Genomic DNA, 18,983 nt, shown 5'->3' with positions numbered 1-18,983 from the left:
GCATGTGGAAGGCCCGCTTGAAAGAGGGACGGGCAAACGACCGCACTCACATCGTATCGAACGGCACTCTTCAGCTTTGCGGTCGAGAGCCAGTCCCTTTTTCAAGCTCCCGCAGCACGGTTATCCTAGTCTGATTGGCCATCTACCTATTCGCCGCCCGAAGTCAGGACTCGCACAATGAAAGCCGCCTTTGTCCAGCAAGCTGGTCCCGCCGAGTCGATCCAGGTCGGCGAGCTGCCCGAGCCGCAGCCCGGGCCGGGCGACGCGTTGGTGCGGGTGAAGGTCGCGGCGGTGAACCCGATCGACACCTACGTCCGCGGCGGCATGATCGCGATGGACCTGCCCAAGCCGTTCGTGCCGGGCTGCGACCTGGCGGGCGAGGTGGTCCGCTCGGGCGGCGGCCTCCGGCCGGGCCAGCGGGTGTGGTGCAGCAACCAGGGCCTGCTCGGCCGCCAGGGAACGCTGTGCGAGCTGACCGCGGTCAACGAGCACTGGCTCTACCCGATCCCCGACGGCGTTACCGACGAGGCGGCCGCGGCCGGCGCGTTGGTCGGCATCACCGCCCACCTCGGCTTGGTCCGCGAGGCGCGGCTCGCCTCCGGCGAGACGATCCTCGTCAACGGCGGCTCGGGCGGCGTGGGGTCAACCGTGGTGCAGATGGCCAAGGCGCTCGGCGCGACAGTGATCGCGACCGCCGGCACGGAGGAGAAACGCCAGGCCTGCCGCGACCTGGGGGCCGACGTCGCCGTGGACTACAAGGTCAAAGACCTGGCCGAGGCGCTCGCCGCCGAGGTCCCGTCCTTTGGGGGCGTCAACGTCTGGTGGGAGACCACCCGCGAGCCGGACTTCGACCGCATCCTGTCGTGCCTGGCGGACCGCGGCCGGATTGTGCTGATGGCGGGACGCGACGCGCGGCCCGAGTTCCCGGTGGGGCCGTTCTACGTGAAGGGCGCCAGCCTGCACGGCTTCGTGATGTTCAAGGCGACGCCCGACGAGCAGCGCGAGGCGGCCGACTCGATCAACGCCTGGCTCGCGAGCGGCGAGTACCGCCCGAAGGTGAGCCACACCTTCACGCTCGACCAGGCCGCCGCCGCGCACCGCATGCAGGAGGACAACACCCTGCACGGCACGGGTGAGCTCGCCGGCAAGATCGTCGTGCGGATTGGCTGATCCGGTCGGCCAGTCTCGGTAGCCGGGTCACACGCCCGGCGCCTCGCACTCTTCTCAGCCGGTGCGGTCTGCCGGCAAGGTCCCCAGGGCCGGTTGCGCGGGCCGTGTGGTTTGCGCGGGCCGTGGCGCCGCGGCGATGGTCGGCGACCGCCTCGCCGCTCGGAAGAAGCGGCCGGTTTCTGCACCGGGCGTGTTTCCCGACGCCCTACCCGGGGGTGGTCTGGCTGTAGCAATTGATTGCGGTCAATCCCTTCCAATTCCTCGGCGGCAAACTCAAGGCCACCCGACGTGCATCCTGGGTGACCTAGGGTTCAGCATGCGGAGCGGCGCCCCGGGCGCCCCCTCTGCAGCTGCGAGAACCAGGAAGCTCTCACCCCCGAACCCGACAGAAGCCGGCGTTGTTGCGCACGGCGTTTAGCCAAAGACATCGATTTAGTGAGGTGAGAATCTCCGATGGGTTTTCTCAAAGATTTCTTCACAACTGTTTTCGACGAAGAGCAGGCGGTCGCCGCCCCCGCTAGCAGTTTCGACTGCCTGAGCGAGGACGAGCTCGAGGCCCACTTGGGCGTCGCGCGGTACGGCGACTTCGAGCTGTCCGACGCCGTCCGCCCCAGCTACGCGCTGGAGGTGGTGCCGAGCGCCGGCTTCCGCCACGACTTCTACCGTGACGAAGAGACCCGCAACAACGTGCCGGTGCTGATGGGCGCCGCGAGCCGCCAGCGGATGATGGAAACCTTCATCGACCTGCTGCAGCCGCTCGGCCCGGTGGTGGACGTCGTCCTCGAAACCAGCCACGCGCACAACTCGGGCGGCCACACCGACCTGTACCGCGAGTCGATCGACATGCCGATCCTGCAGAGCGTGCTGTGGGACTTCGAGGAGCTGCTGGTCAACGACGGCTGCACCGGCATCGCCGTGCTGAACCCGCAGCTCCCGCAGGAAGTCCAACTCGACGAGCACAAGCTGCTGATCGTCTACGGCAACGACCTGACCGCCTACGAAGGCATCATGATCGACAACTACCTCGACTGCCGCGAGGACATGAAGTTCATCACCGAGGCCGAGCACGTCCACTCCACCACCGAGCGGTACATGCAGGACTTCGAAGAGCTGAAAATGCGGCTCGGCATGGACGGCGGCATGTAGCGGCTGACCGCCATGGGCTCTGTAGCATCGCGTAGGCCGATTGGGTAAAACGAAGGGGCTCCCCCCTCCGATCCCACCCAGTGAGGCCCCGCTATGACCCGCGTCCCGGCTCTGCTGTCGTCGTTTCGTTCTGCCCGTGCCTGCTTCTTTGGGTTGAGCCTGGTCGCCTGGCTGCCAGTCGCGTTCCCCAATCAGGCCGGGGCGGCCGAAGACTGGGTCGGTTTCCGCGGTGGCCAGCAGTTCGGCGCCGCCGAGGCGACCGACCTCCCCGCCGAGTGGGACGACCAGCAGAACATCGTCTGGAAGCAGGACCTGCCCGGCCCCGGCACCTCGTGCCCCACGCTCATCGGCCCGCGGGTCTACCTCACCTGCTACTCCGGCTACGCCGAGGACGAGAACGAACCGGGCGACCAAGAAAACCTGGTCCGCCATATCGTCTGCCTCGACCGCGCGTCGGGCGAGATCCTCTGGAAGAAGGACTTCCCGGCCAAACTCCCCGAGAGCCAGTACCGGGCGGGCCTCGACTCAATGCACGGCTACGCCAGCAGCACGCTGACCTCTGACGGCGAGCGGCTTTACGCGTTCTTCGGGGTTTCCGGTGCGTACTGCCTGGACCTCGAGGGCAACGTCATCTGGAACCGCGACCTCGGCTCTGGCACGCACGGCTGGGGCTCGGCGACCTCGCCGGTGGTCTGCGGCGACATTTTGATGGTGAACGCCAGCATCGAGAGCAAGTCGCTCTACGGCTTCGACAAAATGACCGGCGAAGAGAAGTGGAAGGTCGACGGGATCCGCGACTGCTGGGCGACCCCGCTGTTGGTCGAGGCCAACGGCCGCACCGAGGCCGTGCTGAACGTCCCCAACCGGCTGACCGCCTACGACCCCCAGACCGGCGACGAGCTCTGGTTCTGCGACGGCTGCCCCGACGGCTACCTCTGCCCGTCGGTGATCGCCGCGGACGGAGTCGTGTACGTGACCGGCGCCCGCCGCAACACCACGATCGCCGTGCCCGCCGGCGGCTCGGGCGACATGAACGACCAGGTGCTGTGGCGGATCGAGAAGGGCTCGAACGTCAACTCGCTGGTCTACTGCGACGGTTACCTGTACCTGACGCACGACAAGAACGGCGTCGCGTACTGCTTCGACGCCAAGACCGGCGACGTGAAGTACGAGGAGCGGCTCCGCCCGCGGCCCGGCATTGTGTACGCCTCGGCCACGGCTGCCGACGGCAAGATCTACTCCAGCAGCCGCTTCGACGGCACCTACGTGCTGGCCGCCAACCCCGAAGAAATGGAGCTGCTGTCGGTCAACAAGTTCGAGTCCGACGACAGCCGCACCAACGCCGCCCTAGCGGTCGGCGACAACCGCCTGTTCCTGCGGACCGACAAGGCGATCTACTGCATCGGGAAAGAGTAGCCAGGCAGTAGCACGGCCTTCCGAGGCGAACTTTCGGGGCGCCGCTACCCTCGCAGGTCGAGCGCGTCGGCGGTCGGCGCTGGTTCGGTCAACCCCCCGGCCAATTCCTACGGCGGGGGGACCACCGTCAGCTCCGGCGGCTTTGCCCGGCGGCGTTCGCGGCGGGCGGCCAGGCGGCGGCGGGCGTCGGGTCGGACGTCCACGGCGATGAACCACGCCGCCAAGACTACCGCGACGTTTACGAACGCGTTGACGAACAGCTCGTTGATGCTCCCGCCAACCACCAACGACGGCGCCCCCCCAACTACGACGGCCGCCATCAGGCAGTAGATGCCAGCCAGTGCATTGCTGCGGAATGAGCGGCGCGTTCTCCGGACAATCGCGCGGCAAAGAAAGGGCATCGCGACCAGGGCGGAGTGCAACGCGATAATGAAGTAGAGGTCGTCGACTCGGCTCCAGCGGTTCGCTTGAAACAGCTTCAACGACGCCCCCAGCACGCCCGTGACGGTCATCGCGATCAGCAGATGGCGGGTCTGAAACCGGAGTCCGCCCGCGGCGCTGGCGCGGAAGTACGCAACGGTCCTGAGAGCCGCTTCGATCGCCAGCACCGAGGCGTAGTAGACGCAGTGGGTGCCAAGGGTATCGGCGGGCAGCACCCAGCCAGGTTCCATCGAGAAGCACACGATCGCGGCAAACGAAACACCGAGCTTGAGCCACCACAGCGAGGAGTTCGACGCGGTCCACAGCGCCAGCAGGCCGGTCTGGGCGAGCATGACGAAGTGGAACAAGAGCGAAGACGCCACCGGGTCGCCGCCCCGGCTCTGCTGCCAAACCATCACCAGGTCAACGCAGGCGGTCGCCAGCAGCATCGGCAGCACAAGCGGCCGGTAGCGGAGCGTGAACGCGATCTGATTGCTGAGCGGGAGTTGCATCACAGAGTATCGCTGGTTTTTCCAACCAGCAGATTAGGTAGCGGCAATTCTGGCGGCGTGGCTGTTGGGCGGAGGGCGAGTGGGGTCACCGTTCGGTGGTCCGTAGGTCCATTGGCAGCCCGATGGACACCGTGTGGACTTGGCCAAGAAACTCTTGCGCGGCGGGCTGCCGGAAGCCGACCTTGGGGGCGACCAACGTGCAGGTACAGTCGGCGCGGAATGTGGGCTCGCCCGGTTGACCCGTTTCGCAATCGAGGCCGCTCGGCAGGTCGATTGCGAGTCGGCGGGCGGGTTGCTGGTTCGCCCAGCGGATCACGGCGTCCACAGGCGGGCGGGGGTTGCCCTGGGCGCCGGTGCCCAGCAACGCGTCGACCAACCAGTCGCACCCGGCGGCCAGGTCGTCGAGGGTAGATTCAACCGCGTCGGCCAGGAGCTGCTCGCGGACGCCGCACGGCTGGAGCATACGGTGGGCGGTCTGCGCGTCGCCGGTAATTTGGGTCGGGGCGTCCGTCAACGCGACACGGCACTCGACGCCGCGGAGCATCAGGTGGCGGGCGATGACGAAACCGTCGCCGCCGTTGTTTCCTTTGCCGCACAGCACCAGCACCGGGCCGCCCACCCCCTGCCGCTGGAGCACATCGACGCAGCCGCGGCCGGCGTTCTCCATCAGGACCGGGCCGGGGTAGCCGAGCTCGTTGATCGCCCGGCGGTCGACGTCTCGGGCCTGTTCACGGGTAAGGTAGCGGTCGGGCATCCCTTAATTGTACGTGCAATTGCCCCGGCCCGGCCGCCGGGGCGGCCCGCAATGCGTCTGGGCGCCCAGAGTGCCGAACAACCGACCGGTTTGGTCCGTCTGTAACGGGTGTGCGGACTCGTGTTGCAAATCGGGGGTCGCGGACACAGAATGAGGGCTGGCGCGGCTTGCCTAAACCCTCTGGCTTGCCGCCCATCACTCGGCACGCAATAACACTCAACGGCTCCCCCGCCCACGGCGTCGGCGTCGCCCTCCCTTCGCTCAGGAATCACCCCATGCCCTGCACCGTGCTCTGGCGCCTGCTGCTGTTGTCGCTGATTGTGGTCGCCCCTGTTTCGCTTGCGTCCGCCGACGAGGGCCCGACCCTCGCAGAGACCGTCGCGGAGTCGGTCGCCAAGGCGATGGCCGAAGACGACGAAAAAGAAGACAAGGACGCCAAGCAGGAAGACGACGAGCAGGCCAAGGAAAAGGCGTCCGACAAGAAGGAATCTGAGGACAAGGCCGAGGCGAAGGACGAGGACGAGAAGAAGCCCGACGACTCCGACGCCAAGCAGGAAGAGGACGGCGACAAGGACGACGACTCCGACAAGGAGGAGAAGAAGCCCGAACGCAAGACGCTGAGCATCAAGAAGAAGCCGCTCAAGATCGAGGTCGAGGTTTCGGGCTCGGTGATCTCCGAGACCATGACCGAGGTCGCGCTCGACTCCGAGACCTGGAGCTCGTTCGAGATCGAGGAGATCGTGCCGCACGGCGCCAAGGTCCGCGCCGGTGAGACGCTCGTCCGCTTCGACCCGGAAGACCTGGACGAGGCGATCGAGGAGCTGGAGTTGTCGCAGCGTCTGAGCGAGCTGTCGCTGATGCAGATGGAGCAGGACCTGCCCCGCCGCGAGGAGGAGCTCGAGCGTCGGCTCAAGGACGCCAAGACCGACTGGGAAGAAACCCAGGAGGACTACGAACGCTACACCGACGAGGAACGCGACCTGATCGTCAAGATGCAGGACATGCGGCTCAAGCAGAGCAAGTTCCAGCTCGACTACGCGAACGACGAGCTCGAGCAGCTCGAGAAGATGTACGAGGCCGACGACCTGACCGAGGAGACCGAGGAGATGATCCTCCGCCGGCAGCGGACGCAGCTCGAGTTCTCCAAGTTCTCGTACGAGCTCGCCAAGTACAACAACGAGGTCACGCTCGGCTCGTCGCTGCCGCGGCAGGACGAGCGGATGAAGCAGATGAACCGCCGCGTCGAGCTGGCCCTAGAGCGTTTGAAGGACTCCACCGAGCTCGACCTCAGCCGCACCCGCTACGAGCTGGAGCAGGCCCGCAAGTCGCGCAAGAAGTCGCTCGAGAAGCACTCGGACCTGACGGCCGACAAGCGGCTGATGACGATCAAGGCCCCGAAGGCGGGCGTGGTTTACTACGGCCGCTGCGTGAACGGCAAGTGGGGCGAGACTACCTCGCTGAAGCAGAAGCTGCTGCCCGAGAAGAGCGCGCCGAAGGGGACCGTGCTGATGACCATCGTCGACCCGGAAAACCTGACGCTGCTGGCGACCGTCAAGGAAGAGGACCTGCCCACGGTTGAGGACGGCCAGCCGGTCGAGCTGAGCCTGACCGCCAAGGGGGTCGACCCCATCGAGGCCAAGGTCGGCGCGGTCGACCGGGTGCCGGCCACCGCCGGCAAGTTCGACGTCACGATCGACATCACCGGCGACACGCCCGACTGGCTGCTCCCCGGCATGACCGGCAAGGCGAAGATCCTGACCTACGAGAAGAAGAAGGCGGTGCTGGTCCCCAAGGACGCCGTGCACAAGGACGAGGACGCCGACAAGCACTACGTCTGGCTGGTCGAGGAGGAGGACGACGAAACCGAGGTCGAGAAGCAGTGGGTCAAGCTCGGCAAGACCGACGACAAAGAGATCGAGATCCTCAAGGGCCTCAAAGAGGGGGACGTCATCTCGGTCGACCCCAAGGAGAAGGGGACCGACGACGGCGATGAGGACAAGGACGACGACGACAGCGACGACTGATGGCCGATTGCCTAAGTGATCGCCCGTAGCCCCCGGCTCCGCCGGGGGATTGCCCCGGTGGTCAAGTTCGTCGGTCACGCAATCCCCCGGCAGAGCCGGGGGCTACGAGTCGCCACAAGAGTCGACCCACACTAGCTTCGGAAACTGCGCATGCGAACCTTGCCGCTCACCCTGCTGCTGCTCGTCCTCTCTGCAGTGCCGGGGGTCGCGCTCGCCAAGGACGCCCCCGCCAAAGATAGCGCTGCGCCCGGCAAGTACCCGCTGGCCGAGCAGGGCCCGACGCCTGCAGCGATCACTCCCCCTACGCGCGAGGAGATCCAGACCGCCATCAACCGCGGCGTCGACTACCTGCTGGACGACCAACGCCCCAACGGCGGCTGGGGGAGCCCCGAGAACACCAAGGGTCTGAACATCTACGCCCCCGTGCCGGGCGCCCACGACGGCTTCAAGCTGGCGGTGGCCGGGCTGGTGGTCGAGGCCCTGTACGAGGCCCGCGACACGCTCGACGAGGCCCGGCAGCAGCGCGTCGACGAGGCGCTGGGCCGCGGCGCCGAGTGGATGCTGGCCAACCACGAGAAGGTCCGCCGCTCGGCGTCGGACGCCATCTACAACACTTGGGGCCACGCGTACGGCATCACCGGCTTCACAGCGCTCTACTATTGGGCCGAGGACGACCCCGACCTGCAGGCCAAGCTCAAGGCGGCCGCGCAGTTCCAGTCGGACCAGCTCAAGCGGTACTCGTTCCTCTCCGGCGGCTGGGGCTACTACGACTTCGACCACGTGGCGAAGATCCCCGGCAGCAGCCCGAACAGCTTCACCACGGCGACCGGCCTGGTCTCGCTGCACGACGCCGAGGCGATCGGCGTGACCTTCCCCGACAAGCTCGCCAAGAAGGCGATCGCGTCGGTCGTGCGGCAGCGCAACCCCGACTTCACCTACGCCTACGGCGAGTACCTGATGATGTCGCCCCGGCTGGGCATCAACCGCCCCGGCGGCAGCCTCGGCCGCAGCCAGGCGTGCAACGTCGCGCTCCGCCAATGGGGCGACCACGCCGTCACCGACGGCGTCTTGCGGGCGTGGCTCAACCGGCTGTTCGCCCGCAATGGCTGGCTGGGGATCGGCCGCAAACGCCCGCAGCCGCACGAGAGCTACTTCCAGGTGGCGGGCTACTTCTACTACTACGGCCACTACTACGCCGCGATGGCGATCGAGATGCTGCCGGAGGACGAGCGGCCGTACTTCCAGGATCACCTGGCGAACATCCTGCTGCCGCTGCAGGAGAAGGACGGCACCTGGTGGGACTACCCGTTCTACAACTACCACCAGCAGTACGGCACGGCGATGAGCGTGTACTGCCTGCGGCACTGCCTGCACGACGGGCTTGAGTAGCACGGCCCGCGGAGTCGTGAACCGGCGGCGTGTTCAGCACGTAGATGTCGTAGCGGCATGGGGTCGGTATTGGACGCGGCCGCATCGCCCGGCCCCCATCGCCCAGCTCTACGACGACCGCACGAGGCGCCCATGCCACGACTGCTGCGTGCACTGCCGCTCTCGCTGTCGGGCCTGAGCTGCTTGTTCTGGTTCACTAGCTGGCCGTGGATCCCCCTAATGGGCGCGTTGTGGGGGATCGAAGTCGTGCCGGAGGATTTCCCCAACTGCGTCTCGGCCCGGGTCCAGGCGGGGCCGATCGGCGTTGGTTGCCTATCGAACCAACGTAACAGCACGTTCTTCGTGGCGGCCGGCAAAGACGAATTCATCGGGACCTGCGCCGGATCGGCCGTGTGGAGCGAGCGGGCCGACGGGCACTTCTGCGGCTTCTCGATCCCGCCCTACGGGTTCGGCCATCAGCCGGCGGGGTTCGGCATGGCGCTCACACCCGAGACATTCTGCTGGAATTGCCCCTACTGGCTGATGGCGACCGCGTGGCTCGCCGTGCACGCCAAGATCGCCGGCGGCCTACGGGCGCGGTCCGGCGACCTGCTGATCTTGACCGGCTTCGTCGCCGTCGCGCTCGCGCTGATCCAGCTACGCATCGCGTTGGTCATGACGCTCCTGCTGAACCTGAGCACCCTTGCGCTGCTTGCATTGCTGGTGGTCAGCGCGATAGGGGTTCTATTTCTGGGCAAGCACGCGTGGTGGCCGTTGCTCATCGAAGGCGCCGTCAGCCTTGAGGAGTGAGCGGTGGCCGACGACAACCCGTACCGTTCGCCCGAGTCGGCGCCTGAAGGGAGGGCCGCATCGCCCGCCAGGAAGGCTCCGCGGCGTCTCGAAGCGATCGTGCTGGCGCTGATCGGGTACAGCCTCATCGATGTCGCGGCCGTGCCCTACGCGATGACCATCAGGATCGCGAGCGCGGCGGCGGGAGCAGCCGCCATCTTCTACGCGGTGTGGCTCTTCTTCCGCCCGGGCCCTCGCAAGACCAAGGGCGATCCCGACACGACGGCAGATTAGCCCGACGGCAATCCGGTAGTGGCACGGGCGGCGGTTCCTGCTTGGCGGGCCCGCTGGCCGCTCTACTTTGCCTGCGTCTTCCTGTTAAACTGCTGCTCGCCACGAGTTGTGGCGGACGCACCCCAGTGGGAAGGACGACATGCCCTCTCTGACGACCGTGCTGGTTTTCTTGGCGTTGGCCCTAGCGACCTGGGTGGCCTACGACGTGCTGCAGAAGAAGCACGCGATCCTGCACAACTTCCCGATCGTCGGGCACTTCCGCTACTGGCTCGAGGCGATCGGCCCGGAGCTCCGCCAGTACATCGTCACCAACAACGACGAGGAACGCCCGTTCACCCGCGACCAGCGGCGGTGGGTGTACGCGTCGTCGAAGCAGGAGAACAACTACTTCGGCTTCGGCACCGACAACGACCTCGAGGCCTCGCCCAACTACCTGATCATCCGCCACTCGGCGTTCCCGCTCAACGAGCCGCAGCCGGGCGAACCGGGCCACGACCCGCTGCACCCCATCGCCTGCGAGAAGGTCTTGGGCGAGCACCGGCGCCGCGCCAAGGCGTTCCGCCCGGCGTCGGTGGTGAACCTCTCGGCGATGAGTTTCGGTTCGCTCAGCGCCGCGGCGGTCGAGGCGCTAAACCGGGGCGCCTTGCTGGCCGGCTGCCTGCACAACACGGGCGAGGGCGCGGTGTCCCCGCACCACCAGCACGGCGGTGACCTGGTGTGGCAGATCGGCACCGCGTGCTTCGGCTGCCGCGACGAGCGGGGGCGGTTCGACTTCAAGCGGTTCTCCGATGTTGTGGCGGCGAACCCGGTGCGGGCGATCGAGATCAAGCTGAGCCAGGGCGCCAAGCCGGGCCACGGCGGCGTGCTGCCGGCCGCCAAGATCACCAGCGAGATCTCCGCGATCCGCGGCGTCCCCATGGGGCGGGACTGCATCAGCCCCGCCTCGCACGCCGAGTTCCACGACGTCGACAGCCTGCTCGACTTTGTCGAACAGCTGGCCGAGGCCAGCGGGCTGCCGGTCGGCGTCAAGTCGGCGGTCGGGCAGATGGACTTCTGGGAGGAGCTGACCCGCCGCATGGCCGCCGACGACCGCGGCGTCGATTTCGTCACTATCGACGGCGGCGAGGGGGGCACCGGCGCCGCGCCGCTGGCGTTCTCCGACCACGTCGCGCTGCCGTTCAAGATCGGCTTCGGCAGCGTCTACCGGCTGTTCCGCGAGTCGGGCCTGCAGGACAAGGTCGTGTTCATCGGCTCCGGCAAGCTCGGCTTCCCCGAGTCGGCGCTGCTGGCGATGGGCATGGGCTGCGACATGATCAACGTGGCCCGCGAGGCGATGCTGTCGATCGGCTGCATCCAGGCCCAACGCTGCCACACCGGCCATTGCCCGACCGGCGTGGCGACCCAGAACCGCTGGCTGATGCGGGGCCTCGACCCGACCCACAAGGCGAACCGGTTCGCCAACTACGTGGTCACGCTCCGCAAGGACCTGCTGGAGCTGAGCCGCGCCTGCGGGGTAGAGCACCCGTCGCAGGTCACGCTCGACCACTTCGATATCGTCGACGAGTGCTTCAACGCGAGGCCGGCCCGCGTGGTGTTCGGCGGACCCGACGCATAAGGTTGTTGGGGTGCGACGGGCGTCAAGACGCTACTCTGAGGGCGACGCCACCGGCGCGGGCGGCGACCAGTTGCCCTCGATTACCTGCCAACCCGGCAGGTAGCAGCGGACAATGTAGTTCCAGCCGGGGGTGATCGGCAGGTAGTTGGCGGCCTTGGCGTCGCCGCCGAAGTGGACAGTTACCGTGCCGTCGGCGTTGCGATCGGCGGTGATGCTGTTGAACGAGTAGGCGTTCTGGTCGTTGGGCGAGAAGAAGCCCTCCTTGTTGTACACCGTCACCGACCAGAAGGCCTCGACCGGCACGTCCTTGGGCATGGTCAGGGTATACGCGGTTTGGCCGTCGTTCTTCTCAGGCGTGACGTTGAAGTACATGGCGCCGCGCTGGGGGTTGCCGCCCCAGCCGAAGGCGCTGCCCATCAGGTGCTGAATCGGGTCGACCTCGCCCTTCCGCCCGAAGGCCAAGGGGAAACTCTTCACCTTCGCAGCCAGCTGATTGAGTTGGGCGCGGGTCGCAACAAGCGATGCCTTGTCCCAGTCGGGCAGCTTGAGGCTGCCGGGCGAGGACTGCTTCAACTGGATCTTGTCCTGCAGCGCGTGCGCCTGCTTCATGTCGTCGGGGCTGTTGGGGTCGCAGAAGGTGCGGAACAGCGCCATCGCGTACCGCGTGCCGACGCTGTCGAGGCTGAGCGTGACCTCGCCGCCGCCGTTCTTGAGCAGGGGGTTGTAGTGGTCTTGGCTGATTACCAGCAACGACTGAAACCGCCCGGGAGACTCGGGCTTCATCACCACGGCGGGCGTCGTCAGGTCGAGGACCACGAATGAGTAGAGCGTGTCGCGGTTGCCGCGGATCGTGACTTGGTTCTCTACCGAGTACACCTCGCGCATGTGGAGCACTTTGCCGACGCCGCCCGCCTTGGCGGCGTAGCCGGCGAACTGCGCGTCGCTCTCGGCGCGAATGTAGTTGAGGACATTGACTTCCTCGGCCCCTCGCGCAGAAGTTAGAAATGTGGAGCAGAGCAGCACGGCCGCCAAGCATTGCAAGGACGGCAAACGATGCAGAATCATAGCGAGCTCCCGAGAAAAAGAGGGCCGTCGGATAGAGAAGTCAGGCCCGGCGTTGGTTACTCTACTCCTAACGCTAGCCGGACGCCACTAGCCGGCCCTGACTCGGTAGTCCAGGCAGTGAAAAGCCAGATTCCGACCGCGGTGGTCTTCTAGAGAACCGCCCGCCGTGAGACGTCGTCTGGCGGCATTCGTGGAGCTCAGCCCGCCTGCCGCTTCTCGATCTCATCCAGATACGGCTCGGTGAACTTGACCCGCCAGCTCGGGTCGTTTCGGCCAATGGTTTCGAACTCGGCCTTCGCCTCGGCCCACATCTCCTTGGCAAAGTACGCCTTGGCGAGCGACCACCGCGCCCGGGTGTGGTGGGGCGTCTGCTCGAGCTGCTTCTGCGCGCGGCGGATGATCTCTTCGAAGTCGCCCCGCTCGATCGCCTGCTCGACCGCCGAGCGTGGCCGCCTGCGATTCATTTCGAGCAGCTGCTGCAGTCGCACGAGGATCAGCAGCAGGATCGCGACGATGACCACGCCGCACACGAGGAGTCCGAACAGCGTTTGCTCAAGCGCCGGCATCGGGGAGCCCTTGGGATGAGGAGAATTGATGCGCGACCGGCGCCGCCGGACCGCATTGTAGCCGAGCAGCACGCTAGGTGCGTCCGACCGAACGGAGTTGTCGCAGCGGCCGACTGACTCCTAGAATGGCGATCACACGACCAAGCAACGGCGTAGGCCACTACAGATGTAACACAAATGACGGTCACAACAGCGGACCGCACGATCGGCTGGCGCGGCATCGTGATTGCAACGGCGGCGGCCTGCCTGGGCGGCGGCCTGTGAGGCTGGGCCCTATCGCTGTGGACCGACACGCCGTTGCGGCCGCCGCGGTACGCGGCGATCGCGATCCTGGTGGCCACCGGCGCGGGGCTGGGCGCCGTCCGGCAGATCCGCAAGGCCCGTGACCCGGCTGCCCGGCTGAGCCGGGTGTCGCTGACCGAGGTGTTCGTGGTCACCTCGCTACTAGCGGCAGTGTTTGCGATCCTGGGCGCCGAGCACCGTCAGGACCTGCGGGCCCAGGCGCGGTTCGAGCGGTTCCAGGCCGACGCGTCAGCGATCCTCGGGACAGACGGACGACTGGGGCGACAGAGCGATGGGACCCTCACCATCGTCATCTGTGAACGCACGTTCGACGACGACCGCTTCGAAAACCTGGCGGCGCTCCTCCGAGACGCACAGTCGCCGAGCCGAGTCTCCAGTGTCATATTCGGCACGGGCGTGAGCGGAGGAGCTCCCCCCCTGTGGCCCGGCGTGACCGACGCGTCGGTCGAGGTGCTGCTGCAGTGGCCGGACCTCGAGTGGCTCGCCATCGACGGGACCGCCATCAGCCCTGCCGGCCGCCAGCGGCTACTCAAACTCAACCAGCTCAACGAGCACTCGCGGAAGTGGCTCAGCGAGTAAGCCGACACACGGGCCTAAGCACCCTCTTCGCGACTCCTGGGCGGGCCGGCCCAACTAACGCTGCTTTCCCTAGCTAGCGCTGCGGGCTTGTATGGAAGCTGGCGGCGCCGGGCTTGGAAAGGCTCTCTGAGGCAGTGCCTAGATCCTCGTTGTCCGCGTTTCTCTGCTGTCGCACTCCGTTGCAAGATGCGGTGGGTAGTTTAGTCCTTTGGGAAGTCGGTAAGAGCGTGCAACTTCTGGGCATTCTTGGGCTGTGCGATATATATGACGTAGCCACCGTCCTCCAGGATAGAGTACTCCCTCGATCCACGTGAATACGATTGGTAGAACCCTAGCACAACGCCGTCCCGACGACAGACATAGATTGTGCCGCCTGGTCCGAGGCTATCGTAACTTGCACGCAACTCAGCCGCTTTTGACAGCCGACGAAGCTCGTCATTAGAAAGTGGTTCCGCAGGAGGGAACGGCATTGTTTGCATGTCGAGGAAGCCGTTGATGGTTGGCTCGAAACCGTAGGGCACAAAGTTGGGGAGGACTTGCGAGTAGCCTTCGTTGCCGGTGCGCAGAACTTCCCAATCGTCGGACTCTAGGGTTTCGAGCCACCTAGAGAACTCTTCCTCGTCGACCTCCACGAGCTCCCGCGGCGCGATATTAATGAGCAACTCTGAGTAGCGTGCTACCAGGGCGGCCCTCGAATACAAGAGGTAGCCTAAGGACAGGACAACCAGCAGGACGGCCGCTAGCAGCAGGTTTATCGTGAGGGATTTCAAGAGAAGAACACCTAGCTAGGGAATCGCGGCATGTTAGCGACTCGCTCCAAGAGTAGCACGACGCTGCGCGTCGTGCTACGAGCGGCCAGAGACTCATCCTTCTGCTGGATTCGTTGTAGAAAAGAGCCGCCAGATTGGTGCTAATGGGGGAGCCGTGGTTCGCCTTTGGCAGGGTCCGCTATGCAGACGACTCTTGTCCGCTCTGGCACGCAGCAACGGACAAAAGTCGATCGTCACCGACCGAGCGCTTCCTCGCAAGGCATCCTCACCTAACGACTTACGACCAACGCCGCCCGAAATAAGGCCCGACTTTTGTCCCTATAAATCGATGTCGCCAGAAGGGACAAAACCCAGCAGGGACAAAACCCAGCAGGGACAAAACTCAGCCGGGACAAAACTCAGCCGGGACAAAACTCAGCCGGGACAACAGTCGCCCGGCAAGCGAGCCGTCGGATGAGTCACACCGACAAGATCGTCGGCTTGCTGCGGGGCGACTCGCTGTCCGCGCGGCGGGCCTTCACCCGCACGTAGGGGGCGATGAACTGGCCGCGGTGGGCGAACTCGCCGGGCGCCGCGTCGGGCTGCGCGTGGAGCGGCTCAACCAGGCCCTCGATGGCGAAGCCGGCCAGGCACATGCCGCCGATGAGCTGCTCCCAGCGGTGCAGGTACTCAAGCGTGCCGGCCTCGCGGAGGCGGCCCGGCGCGGCGGCGGGCAGCGGGCCCTCGCGGTAGTACGGCTCGGCAACTGTGTAGCCGCCGGCCGCGGGCTGGTCGGTCGCCTGCTGGCTGACGGGCGACTTGTGCTGGCTCAGGTACAGCCCGCCGGGACGCACCACGCGGGCGACCTGCCGGTAGACACGCACGACGTCGGGCACGTAGCAGGTGCTGACCGGCTGGGCGACCAGGTCGAACCCGCCGGTGGCGAATGCCGAGAGGTCCTCCATGGTCCCCTCGACCACCCGGACCGCCAGGCCGCGCTCGGCGGCGGCCCGGCGGTCGTGGGCGAGCATCTCGGGGCTGACGTCGAGCACGGTAACCTCGGCCCCGGCCGCGGCGAACAACACGCTCTGCCGCCCGCCGCCGGCGGCCAGGCAGAGCACCCGCCAGCCGGCAATCGAATCGCCAAGCCAGCCCTGCGGGTCGACCGCGCGGAGCGGGTTGCGGAGGTCGGCCTCGGTGGCGGGGCGGGTCAGCGGCGCGCCGCGGCGGGCGAGCTGGTCCCAGACCCTGGCGTTATGCTCGGCGTGGTTGGACATGCCGGCGGGTTGTAAGCGCCAGCGGCGTGAGAAGCAAGAGGACGGCGGCCGGCTCGGGCACGGTGGCGGGCCCGACGGCGCCGGCCGCGATGCTCAACGCGTCGAGGTCGAAGTTGAGATCGGTCAGCGCGTCGCCATCGTCGGCCAGGCTGAAGCGGACGTAACCCACCTGACTCAAACCAGTGGAGGAAATATCGAGCCAGTAGCCGCCGCCCGAGCCGCCGAGCAGCGTCTGCATGCCGGCCAGGTCGAGGCTGGCGAAGTCGGCCAGCACGCCGGTGAACGGCTGCTGGAAGTTAGCGGGCGAGGTCGCGGCAGGGTCGGTGTAGCCAGCGGTGGGGAGGTCGAACAGCACCTCACCCAGCGAAACCCATGACGCGCCGTCGGCGCTGACCTCGACCACCGCGGAGTCGATGCCGAAGGTGGCGATACCGTCGTTCGCCAAGACCGCCGCGGCCTGTCCGTTAGGCCAGTCGATGTCGGCGATGCCGGTGTTGGTGAACACACCGATCTCGGGGCCGCCGACCTGAGGGAGGACGTAGTTGGAGAGGCGGAGCGTAAGCTCACCACCCTCGCCAATCGAGACCAGGTCGTCGGTGCTGAACGGAGGATTGAAGGTGGTGACGGCGCCGAACGCGGTGTCGCGTTGGGGGCCGCCGAGCGCGGCGGCCGTGTTCGTGTAGCCGGCCGACGGTGCGGCGCCGGGCGTGTAGGAGGTCACCTCGACCGCGTACTGGGCACGGGCCGGCGACGCGGCGAGCAGGGTGGCGAGGGCAGCAAAGGTAACAGCAAGCTTCATGAGGTCGTTCCGAGTTGTCTAGAACTAAACAGGCGGGCGCCGGCGGTACACACGCCGGCGAGCATCAGCAGGAGAGCCGCGAGCGGCTCGGGCGCCGGCGACGCCGAGGACGGCGCGCCGGCAGGGGAGCCGGTGGCGGGCAGGTAGTTGTCGCGCCACAGCAGGTAGTCAGAGTGGATCGGCCCGGCGGGCGAGCCGCCGTCGCGCCACACGGTGTAGTCGGCGGCGTCGACCGAGCCGTCGGCGTTGTAGTCGCCCAACAGCGGGACAGCCGGCGGCAGGGCCGGGCTCGCCGGGTCGGGGTAGGTCACGTAGTCCCGCTGATCCTTGACGAACTGCGTGAAGGTCCAGCCATCCACGACTCCATCGGTCAGCGTACGGAGCCCCATCGGCTGCTGGCTGCTGACCCACGGCGAGTCGAAACCGTCGGCCCGCGTGGCGTAGTGCCAGAAGTCGTCGTCCCAGCCCTCGGCGTAGGCGTCGCCTGGGTCGGTAGCGGCCGCGTTGAAGTCGTTGTTCGTGCCGGCGTGGGTCAGCCCGCTCTGGTCGAACGTCGAGCCGTCGGAGATCGCGAAGGACGCCGGCTCGTGCCGATCGTAGCCGAGGCCGAGCACCAGGACGTCTCCGGGCGTGAGCTTGCCGTAGAGTCGCTCGTCGGCTGTGATCACGTCGATCAGCATCTGCCGCCCGGTCGCCACGCCGTCCCAGCGGTAGCCCCACACGAGTGGATCGCCCTCGCCCTCGAACTCGGACCAGTCGATGACCAGCGCCGCACGGTTGGCGCCCTCGCCGACCCAGTACTCGACATCGTCGAACGAAGTGACCTGCGCGGCGGCGAGCGTCGCGTGCGTGCAAACGGCAGCGAGGCCGATCAGCCGGACGAGCGTCATAGCTGCTCCCCACCCGCCCTGGTCAGCAACGCCGTGAACAGCACCGGCTCGAGCTCGTTGGGGATGAACGCGACATGGCCGTCACAGAACAAGAGAAACGCGCCGCCCGGGTGCGGCCCGCCAACATTGTTGCCGAGCAGGGTCTGTTCGTTGACCGACTGCCCGAGCTCGTGCGCGAACAGGGTAGCGCCGTTGGCCCACTCGGCGTCGCCGCTGCGGCGGTCGAGCAGCTCGGCGACCGCCGCTGTGTGCGACAGGCCGTCGGTGATCTCTCGGAATCTAGTGGGCTGCTCGTACAGCATGACGCCGAGGTACGGGTCGGCGAGGAACTGCGCGGCGCCAAACGGCGCCGACGCGGCCGGCCCCTCGGCGCCGTACAGGCCGCCGTAGTCGCCGTAGGCGGCGCCCTTGAAGCGGCCGTCAGCGGCCAGCTGGGGCCCTTCCGGGGTGCTGGGGCAGAGGAAAACTCCCAGCACGGCCGCGGCGGACGGCAGGTTGACCGGGTCGTTGACCGCGAGGCTCAAATCGAACCGGTCATACAAATCGCCGTGCTCGAGGTGGGGCAGCACGTCGACACACCAGGAGCGGCGGAACTTCGGCTTCTCCCGACAACCCACACACCCCACCGGCAACGCCTTGCCGACGTCCTCGTAGCTCAAGAGCGCCAGGCCGACCTGCTTCAGGTTGTTCTGGCACGCGGTGCGGCGGGCCGACTCGCGGGCCGCCTGCACCGCCGGCAGCAGCAGTGCTACCAGCACGCCGATGATCGCGATCACCACCAGCAGCTCGACCAGGGTAAAGCCGCGCAGCGGGCGGCGGCGGGCCATTGGGCGCGTGACGGCGGAACGGGGGCGGACCATCCGCGTGGGTTCTTTCGAGCCGCTAAGTGCACACAGCGCCCACGGCCAGCACGGCAGAGGACCTAACACGGTGCAGCAGCGCAGTCATCCGGTGCGGCGCCCGTCCCTCGCAGGCGGCCGAGGGTAAACGCGATGGTAGGTCTTCTGACTCCCAGGCCCCGGTCCGATCGGCCTTCTCACCACCAGAACCCAGGGGCAAGAACCCGAAGGAAACCAGCGGCAATGGCGAAAGAGGATCGGCGGGCAAACGCCTGGTCACAGCGGCGGGGCCGTCCCGGAATTGCACCGGATTCCCTGTTCGTTGGCCGGGCAAGAACGCTCCCAGGCCAACCACCAACGCGACTCTGCCGGCAGCTTACCAGTCGCCACGGCGGCTGTAAAGCAGCG

At 66.9% G+C, this 18,983-nt stretch carries 18 protein-coding genes and 1 riboswitch; of the genes, 9 read left to right on the top strand and 9 right to left on the bottom strand.

Features of this window, described 5'->3' with window-relative positions; all coding sequences use genetic code 11:
* Nucleotides 1-177 precede the first annotated feature (177 nt).
* The 3 genes from Pla123a_RS03050 (at nt 178) to Pla123a_RS03040 (ending at nt 3,732) form a co-directional block, all read left to right on the top strand.
* Nucleotides 178-1,170 (top strand): NADPH:quinone reductase, encoded by a 993-nt coding sequence (locus Pla123a_RS03050; RefSeq protein WP_146584045.1) that lies wholly within the window; start codon nt 178-180, stop codon nt 1,168-1,170.
* Between the two features lie 453 nt (nt 1,171-1,623).
* Entirely contained in the window at nt 1,624-2,316 is a 693-nt protein-coding gene (locus Pla123a_RS03045; protein ID WP_146584044.1) for a hypothetical protein, read from the top strand.
* Between the two features lie 93 nt (nt 2,317-2,409).
* The gene (locus Pla123a_RS03040) at nt 2,410-3,732 is read left to right on the top strand and encodes an outer membrane protein assembly factor BamB family protein (protein WP_146584043.1); all 1,323 of its coding nucleotides are present in this window, start codon (nt 2,410-2,412) and stop codon (nt 3,730-3,732) included.
* Between the two features lie 107 nt (nt 3,733-3,839).
* Here the strand turns inward: Pla123a_RS03040 and Pla123a_RS03035 are convergent, their stop codons facing one another.
* Both Pla123a_RS03035 and Pla123a_RS03030 read right to left on the bottom strand, forming a co-directional pair.
* Entirely contained in the window at nt 3,840-4,664 is an 825-nt protein-coding gene (locus Pla123a_RS03035; RefSeq protein ID WP_146584042.1) for a hypothetical protein, read from the bottom strand.
* 85 nt (nt 4,665-4,749) lie between these two features.
* On the bottom strand, nt 4,750-5,418 hold the full coding sequence (locus tag Pla123a_RS03030; RefSeq protein ID WP_146584041.1) for an NAD(P)H-hydrate epimerase: 669 nt from the start codon (nt 5,416-5,418) through the stop codon (nt 4,750-4,752).
* A gap of 275 nt (nt 5,419-5,693) precedes the next feature.
* On the opposite strand from Pla123a_RS03030, the gene Pla123a_RS03025 reads away from it, so the two are divergent.
* From Pla123a_RS03025 to Pla123a_RS03005, 5 genes are all read left to right on the top strand, one after another.
* Entirely contained in the window at nt 5,694-7,442 is a 1,749-nt protein-coding gene (locus tag Pla123a_RS03025; RefSeq protein WP_146584040.1) for an efflux RND transporter periplasmic adaptor subunit, read from the top strand.
* A gap of 150 nt (nt 7,443-7,592) precedes the next feature.
* A complete protein-coding gene (locus Pla123a_RS03020; protein ID WP_146584039.1) occupies nt 7,593-8,831 on the top strand; it encodes a hypothetical protein in 1,239 nt (412 codons plus the stop codon).
* Between the two features lie 132 nt (nt 8,832-8,963).
* Nucleotides 8,964-9,620, top strand: a complete 657-nt coding sequence (locus Pla123a_RS03015; protein ID WP_146584038.1) for a hypothetical protein — start codon at nt 8,964-8,966, stop codon at nt 9,618-9,620.
* Nucleotides 9,621-9,623: 3 nt separating this feature from the next.
* Complete coding sequence (locus Pla123a_RS03010; protein ID WP_146584037.1) at nt 9,624-9,893, top strand: hypothetical protein; 270 nt, start codon at nt 9,624-9,626, stop codon at nt 9,891-9,893.
* Between the two features lie 139 nt (nt 9,894-10,032).
* Nucleotides 10,033-11,508: an FMN-binding glutamate synthase family protein gene (locus Pla123a_RS03005; RefSeq protein ID WP_146584036.1), complete on the top strand. Its 1,476-nt coding sequence runs from the start codon at nt 10,033-10,035 to the stop codon at nt 11,506-11,508.
* 30 nt (nt 11,509-11,538) lie between these two features.
* On the opposite strand, the gene Pla123a_RS03000 is transcribed toward Pla123a_RS03005, so the two are convergent.
* Together Pla123a_RS03000 and Pla123a_RS02995 are read right to left on the bottom strand one after the other, a co-directional pair.
* Nucleotides 11,539-12,573 carry a DUF1214 domain-containing protein gene (locus Pla123a_RS03000; protein WP_146584035.1) on the bottom strand — a complete coding sequence of 345 codons (1,035 nt, stop codon included), beginning with the start codon at nt 12,571-12,573 and terminating at the stop codon, nt 11,539-11,541.
* A 197-nt stretch (nt 12,574-12,770) separates the two neighbouring features.
* Nucleotides 12,771-13,139, bottom strand: coding sequence for a tetratricopeptide repeat protein (locus Pla123a_RS02995; protein WP_146584034.1), 369 nt, complete (start codon nt 13,137-13,139; stop codon nt 12,771-12,773).
* A gap of 297 nt (nt 13,140-13,436) precedes the next feature.
* Here Pla123a_RS02995 and Pla123a_RS02990 point away from each other — a divergent pair, with 297 nt between their 5' ends.
* On the top strand, nt 13,437-14,021 hold the full coding sequence (locus Pla123a_RS02990) for a hypothetical protein (protein ID WP_146584033.1): 585 nt from the start codon (nt 13,437-13,439) through the stop codon (nt 14,019-14,021).
* Between the two features lie 200 nt (nt 14,022-14,221).
* On the opposite strand, the gene Pla123a_RS02985 is transcribed toward Pla123a_RS02990, so the two are convergent.
* The 5 genes from Pla123a_RS02985 to Pla123a_RS02965 form a co-directional block, all read right to left on the bottom strand.
* The gene (locus Pla123a_RS02985) at nt 14,222-14,791 is read right to left on the bottom strand and encodes a hypothetical protein (RefSeq protein WP_146584032.1); all 570 of its coding nucleotides are present in this window, start codon (nt 14,789-14,791) and stop codon (nt 14,222-14,224) included.
* Between the two features lie 458 nt (nt 14,792-15,249).
* A complete protein-coding gene (locus Pla123a_RS02980) occupies nt 15,250-16,047 on the bottom strand; it encodes a class I SAM-dependent methyltransferase (RefSeq protein ID WP_146584031.1) in 798 nt (265 codons plus the stop codon).
* A complete protein-coding gene (locus Pla123a_RS02975; RefSeq protein WP_146584030.1) occupies nt 16,025-16,846 on the bottom strand; it encodes a hypothetical protein in 822 nt (273 codons plus the stop codon). The genes Pla123a_RS02980 and Pla123a_RS02975 overlap by 23 nt, the downstream gene beginning before the upstream one ends.
* On the bottom strand, nt 16,843-17,736 hold the full coding sequence (locus tag Pla123a_RS02970; protein ID WP_146584029.1) for a hypothetical protein: 894 nt from the start codon (nt 17,734-17,736) through the stop codon (nt 16,843-16,845). The genes Pla123a_RS02975 and Pla123a_RS02970 overlap by 4 nt, the downstream gene beginning before the upstream one ends.
* A complete protein-coding gene (locus tag Pla123a_RS02965; RefSeq protein ID WP_197527615.1) occupies nt 17,733-18,563 on the bottom strand; it encodes a DUF1559 family PulG-like putative transporter in 831 nt (276 codons plus the stop codon). The genes Pla123a_RS02970 and Pla123a_RS02965 overlap by 4 nt, the downstream gene beginning before the upstream one ends.
* Nucleotides 18,564-18,713: 150 nt before the next feature.
* Nucleotides 18,714-18,949: riboswitch (cobalamin riboswitch) on the bottom strand.
* Between the last annotated feature and the right edge of the window lie 34 nt (nt 18,950-18,983).

This window comes from Posidoniimonas polymericola, assembly GCF_007859935.1.
In the GTDB taxonomy this organism is placed as follows: domain Bacteria; phylum Planctomycetota; class Planctomycetia; order Pirellulales; family Lacipirellulaceae; genus Posidoniimonas; species Posidoniimonas polymericola.
The sequence above is the reverse complement of the archived record's forward strand: the minus strand, read 5'-3'. Positions and strand labels throughout refer to the sequence as shown.

Excerpts from the sequence above, each read along its gene's own strand:
- Pla123a_RS03050 (WP_146584045.1), top strand. The coding sequence starts at position 178 with ATGAAAGCCGCCTTTGTCCAGCAAGCTGGTCCCGCCGAGTCGATCCAG.
- Pla123a_RS03045 (WP_146584044.1), top strand. The coding sequence starts at position 1,624 with ATGGGTTTTCTCAAAGATTTCTTCACAACTGTTTTCGACGAAGAGCAG.
- Pla123a_RS03040 (WP_146584043.1), top strand. The coding sequence starts at position 2,410 with ATGACCCGCGTCCCGGCTCTGCTGTCGTCGTTTCGTTCTGCCCGTGCC.
- Pla123a_RS03035 (WP_146584042.1), bottom strand. The coding sequence starts at position 4,664 with ATGCAACTCCCGCTCAGCAATCAGATCGCGTTCACGCTCCGCTACCGG.
- Pla123a_RS03030 (WP_146584041.1), bottom strand. The coding sequence starts at position 5,418 with ATGCCCGACCGCTACCTTACCCGTGAACAGGCCCGAGACGTCGACCGC.
- Pla123a_RS03025 (WP_146584040.1), top strand. The coding sequence starts at position 5,694 with ATGCCCTGCACCGTGCTCTGGCGCCTGCTGCTGTTGTCGCTGATTGTG.
- Pla123a_RS03020 (WP_146584039.1), top strand. The coding sequence starts at position 7,593 with ATGCGAACCTTGCCGCTCACCCTGCTGCTGCTCGTCCTCTCTGCAGTG.
- Pla123a_RS03015 (WP_146584038.1), top strand. The coding sequence starts at position 8,964 with ATGCCACGACTGCTGCGTGCACTGCCGCTCTCGCTGTCGGGCCTGAGC.
- Pla123a_RS03005 (WP_146584036.1), top strand. The coding sequence starts at position 10,033 with ATGCCCTCTCTGACGACCGTGCTGGTTTTCTTGGCGTTGGCCCTAGCG.
- Pla123a_RS03000 (WP_146584035.1), bottom strand. The coding sequence starts at position 12,573 with ATGATTCTGCATCGTTTGCCGTCCTTGCAATGCTTGGCGGCCGTGCTG.
- Pla123a_RS02995 (WP_146584034.1), bottom strand. The coding sequence starts at position 13,139 with ATGCCGGCGCTTGAGCAAACGCTGTTCGGACTCCTCGTGTGCGGCGTG.
- Pla123a_RS02980 (WP_146584031.1), bottom strand. The coding sequence starts at position 16,047 with ATGTCCAACCACGCCGAGCATAACGCCAGGGTCTGGGACCAGCTCGCC.
- Pla123a_RS02975 (WP_146584030.1), bottom strand. The coding sequence starts at position 16,846 with ATGAAGCTTGCTGTTACCTTTGCTGCCCTCGCCACCCTGCTCGCCGCG.
- Pla123a_RS02970 (WP_146584029.1), bottom strand. The coding sequence starts at position 17,736 with ATGACGCTCGTCCGGCTGATCGGCCTCGCTGCCGTTTGCACGCACGCG.
- Pla123a_RS02965 (WP_197527615.1), bottom strand. The coding sequence starts at position 18,563 with ATGGCCCGCCGCCGCCCGCTGCGCGGCTTTACCCTGGTCGAGCTGCTG.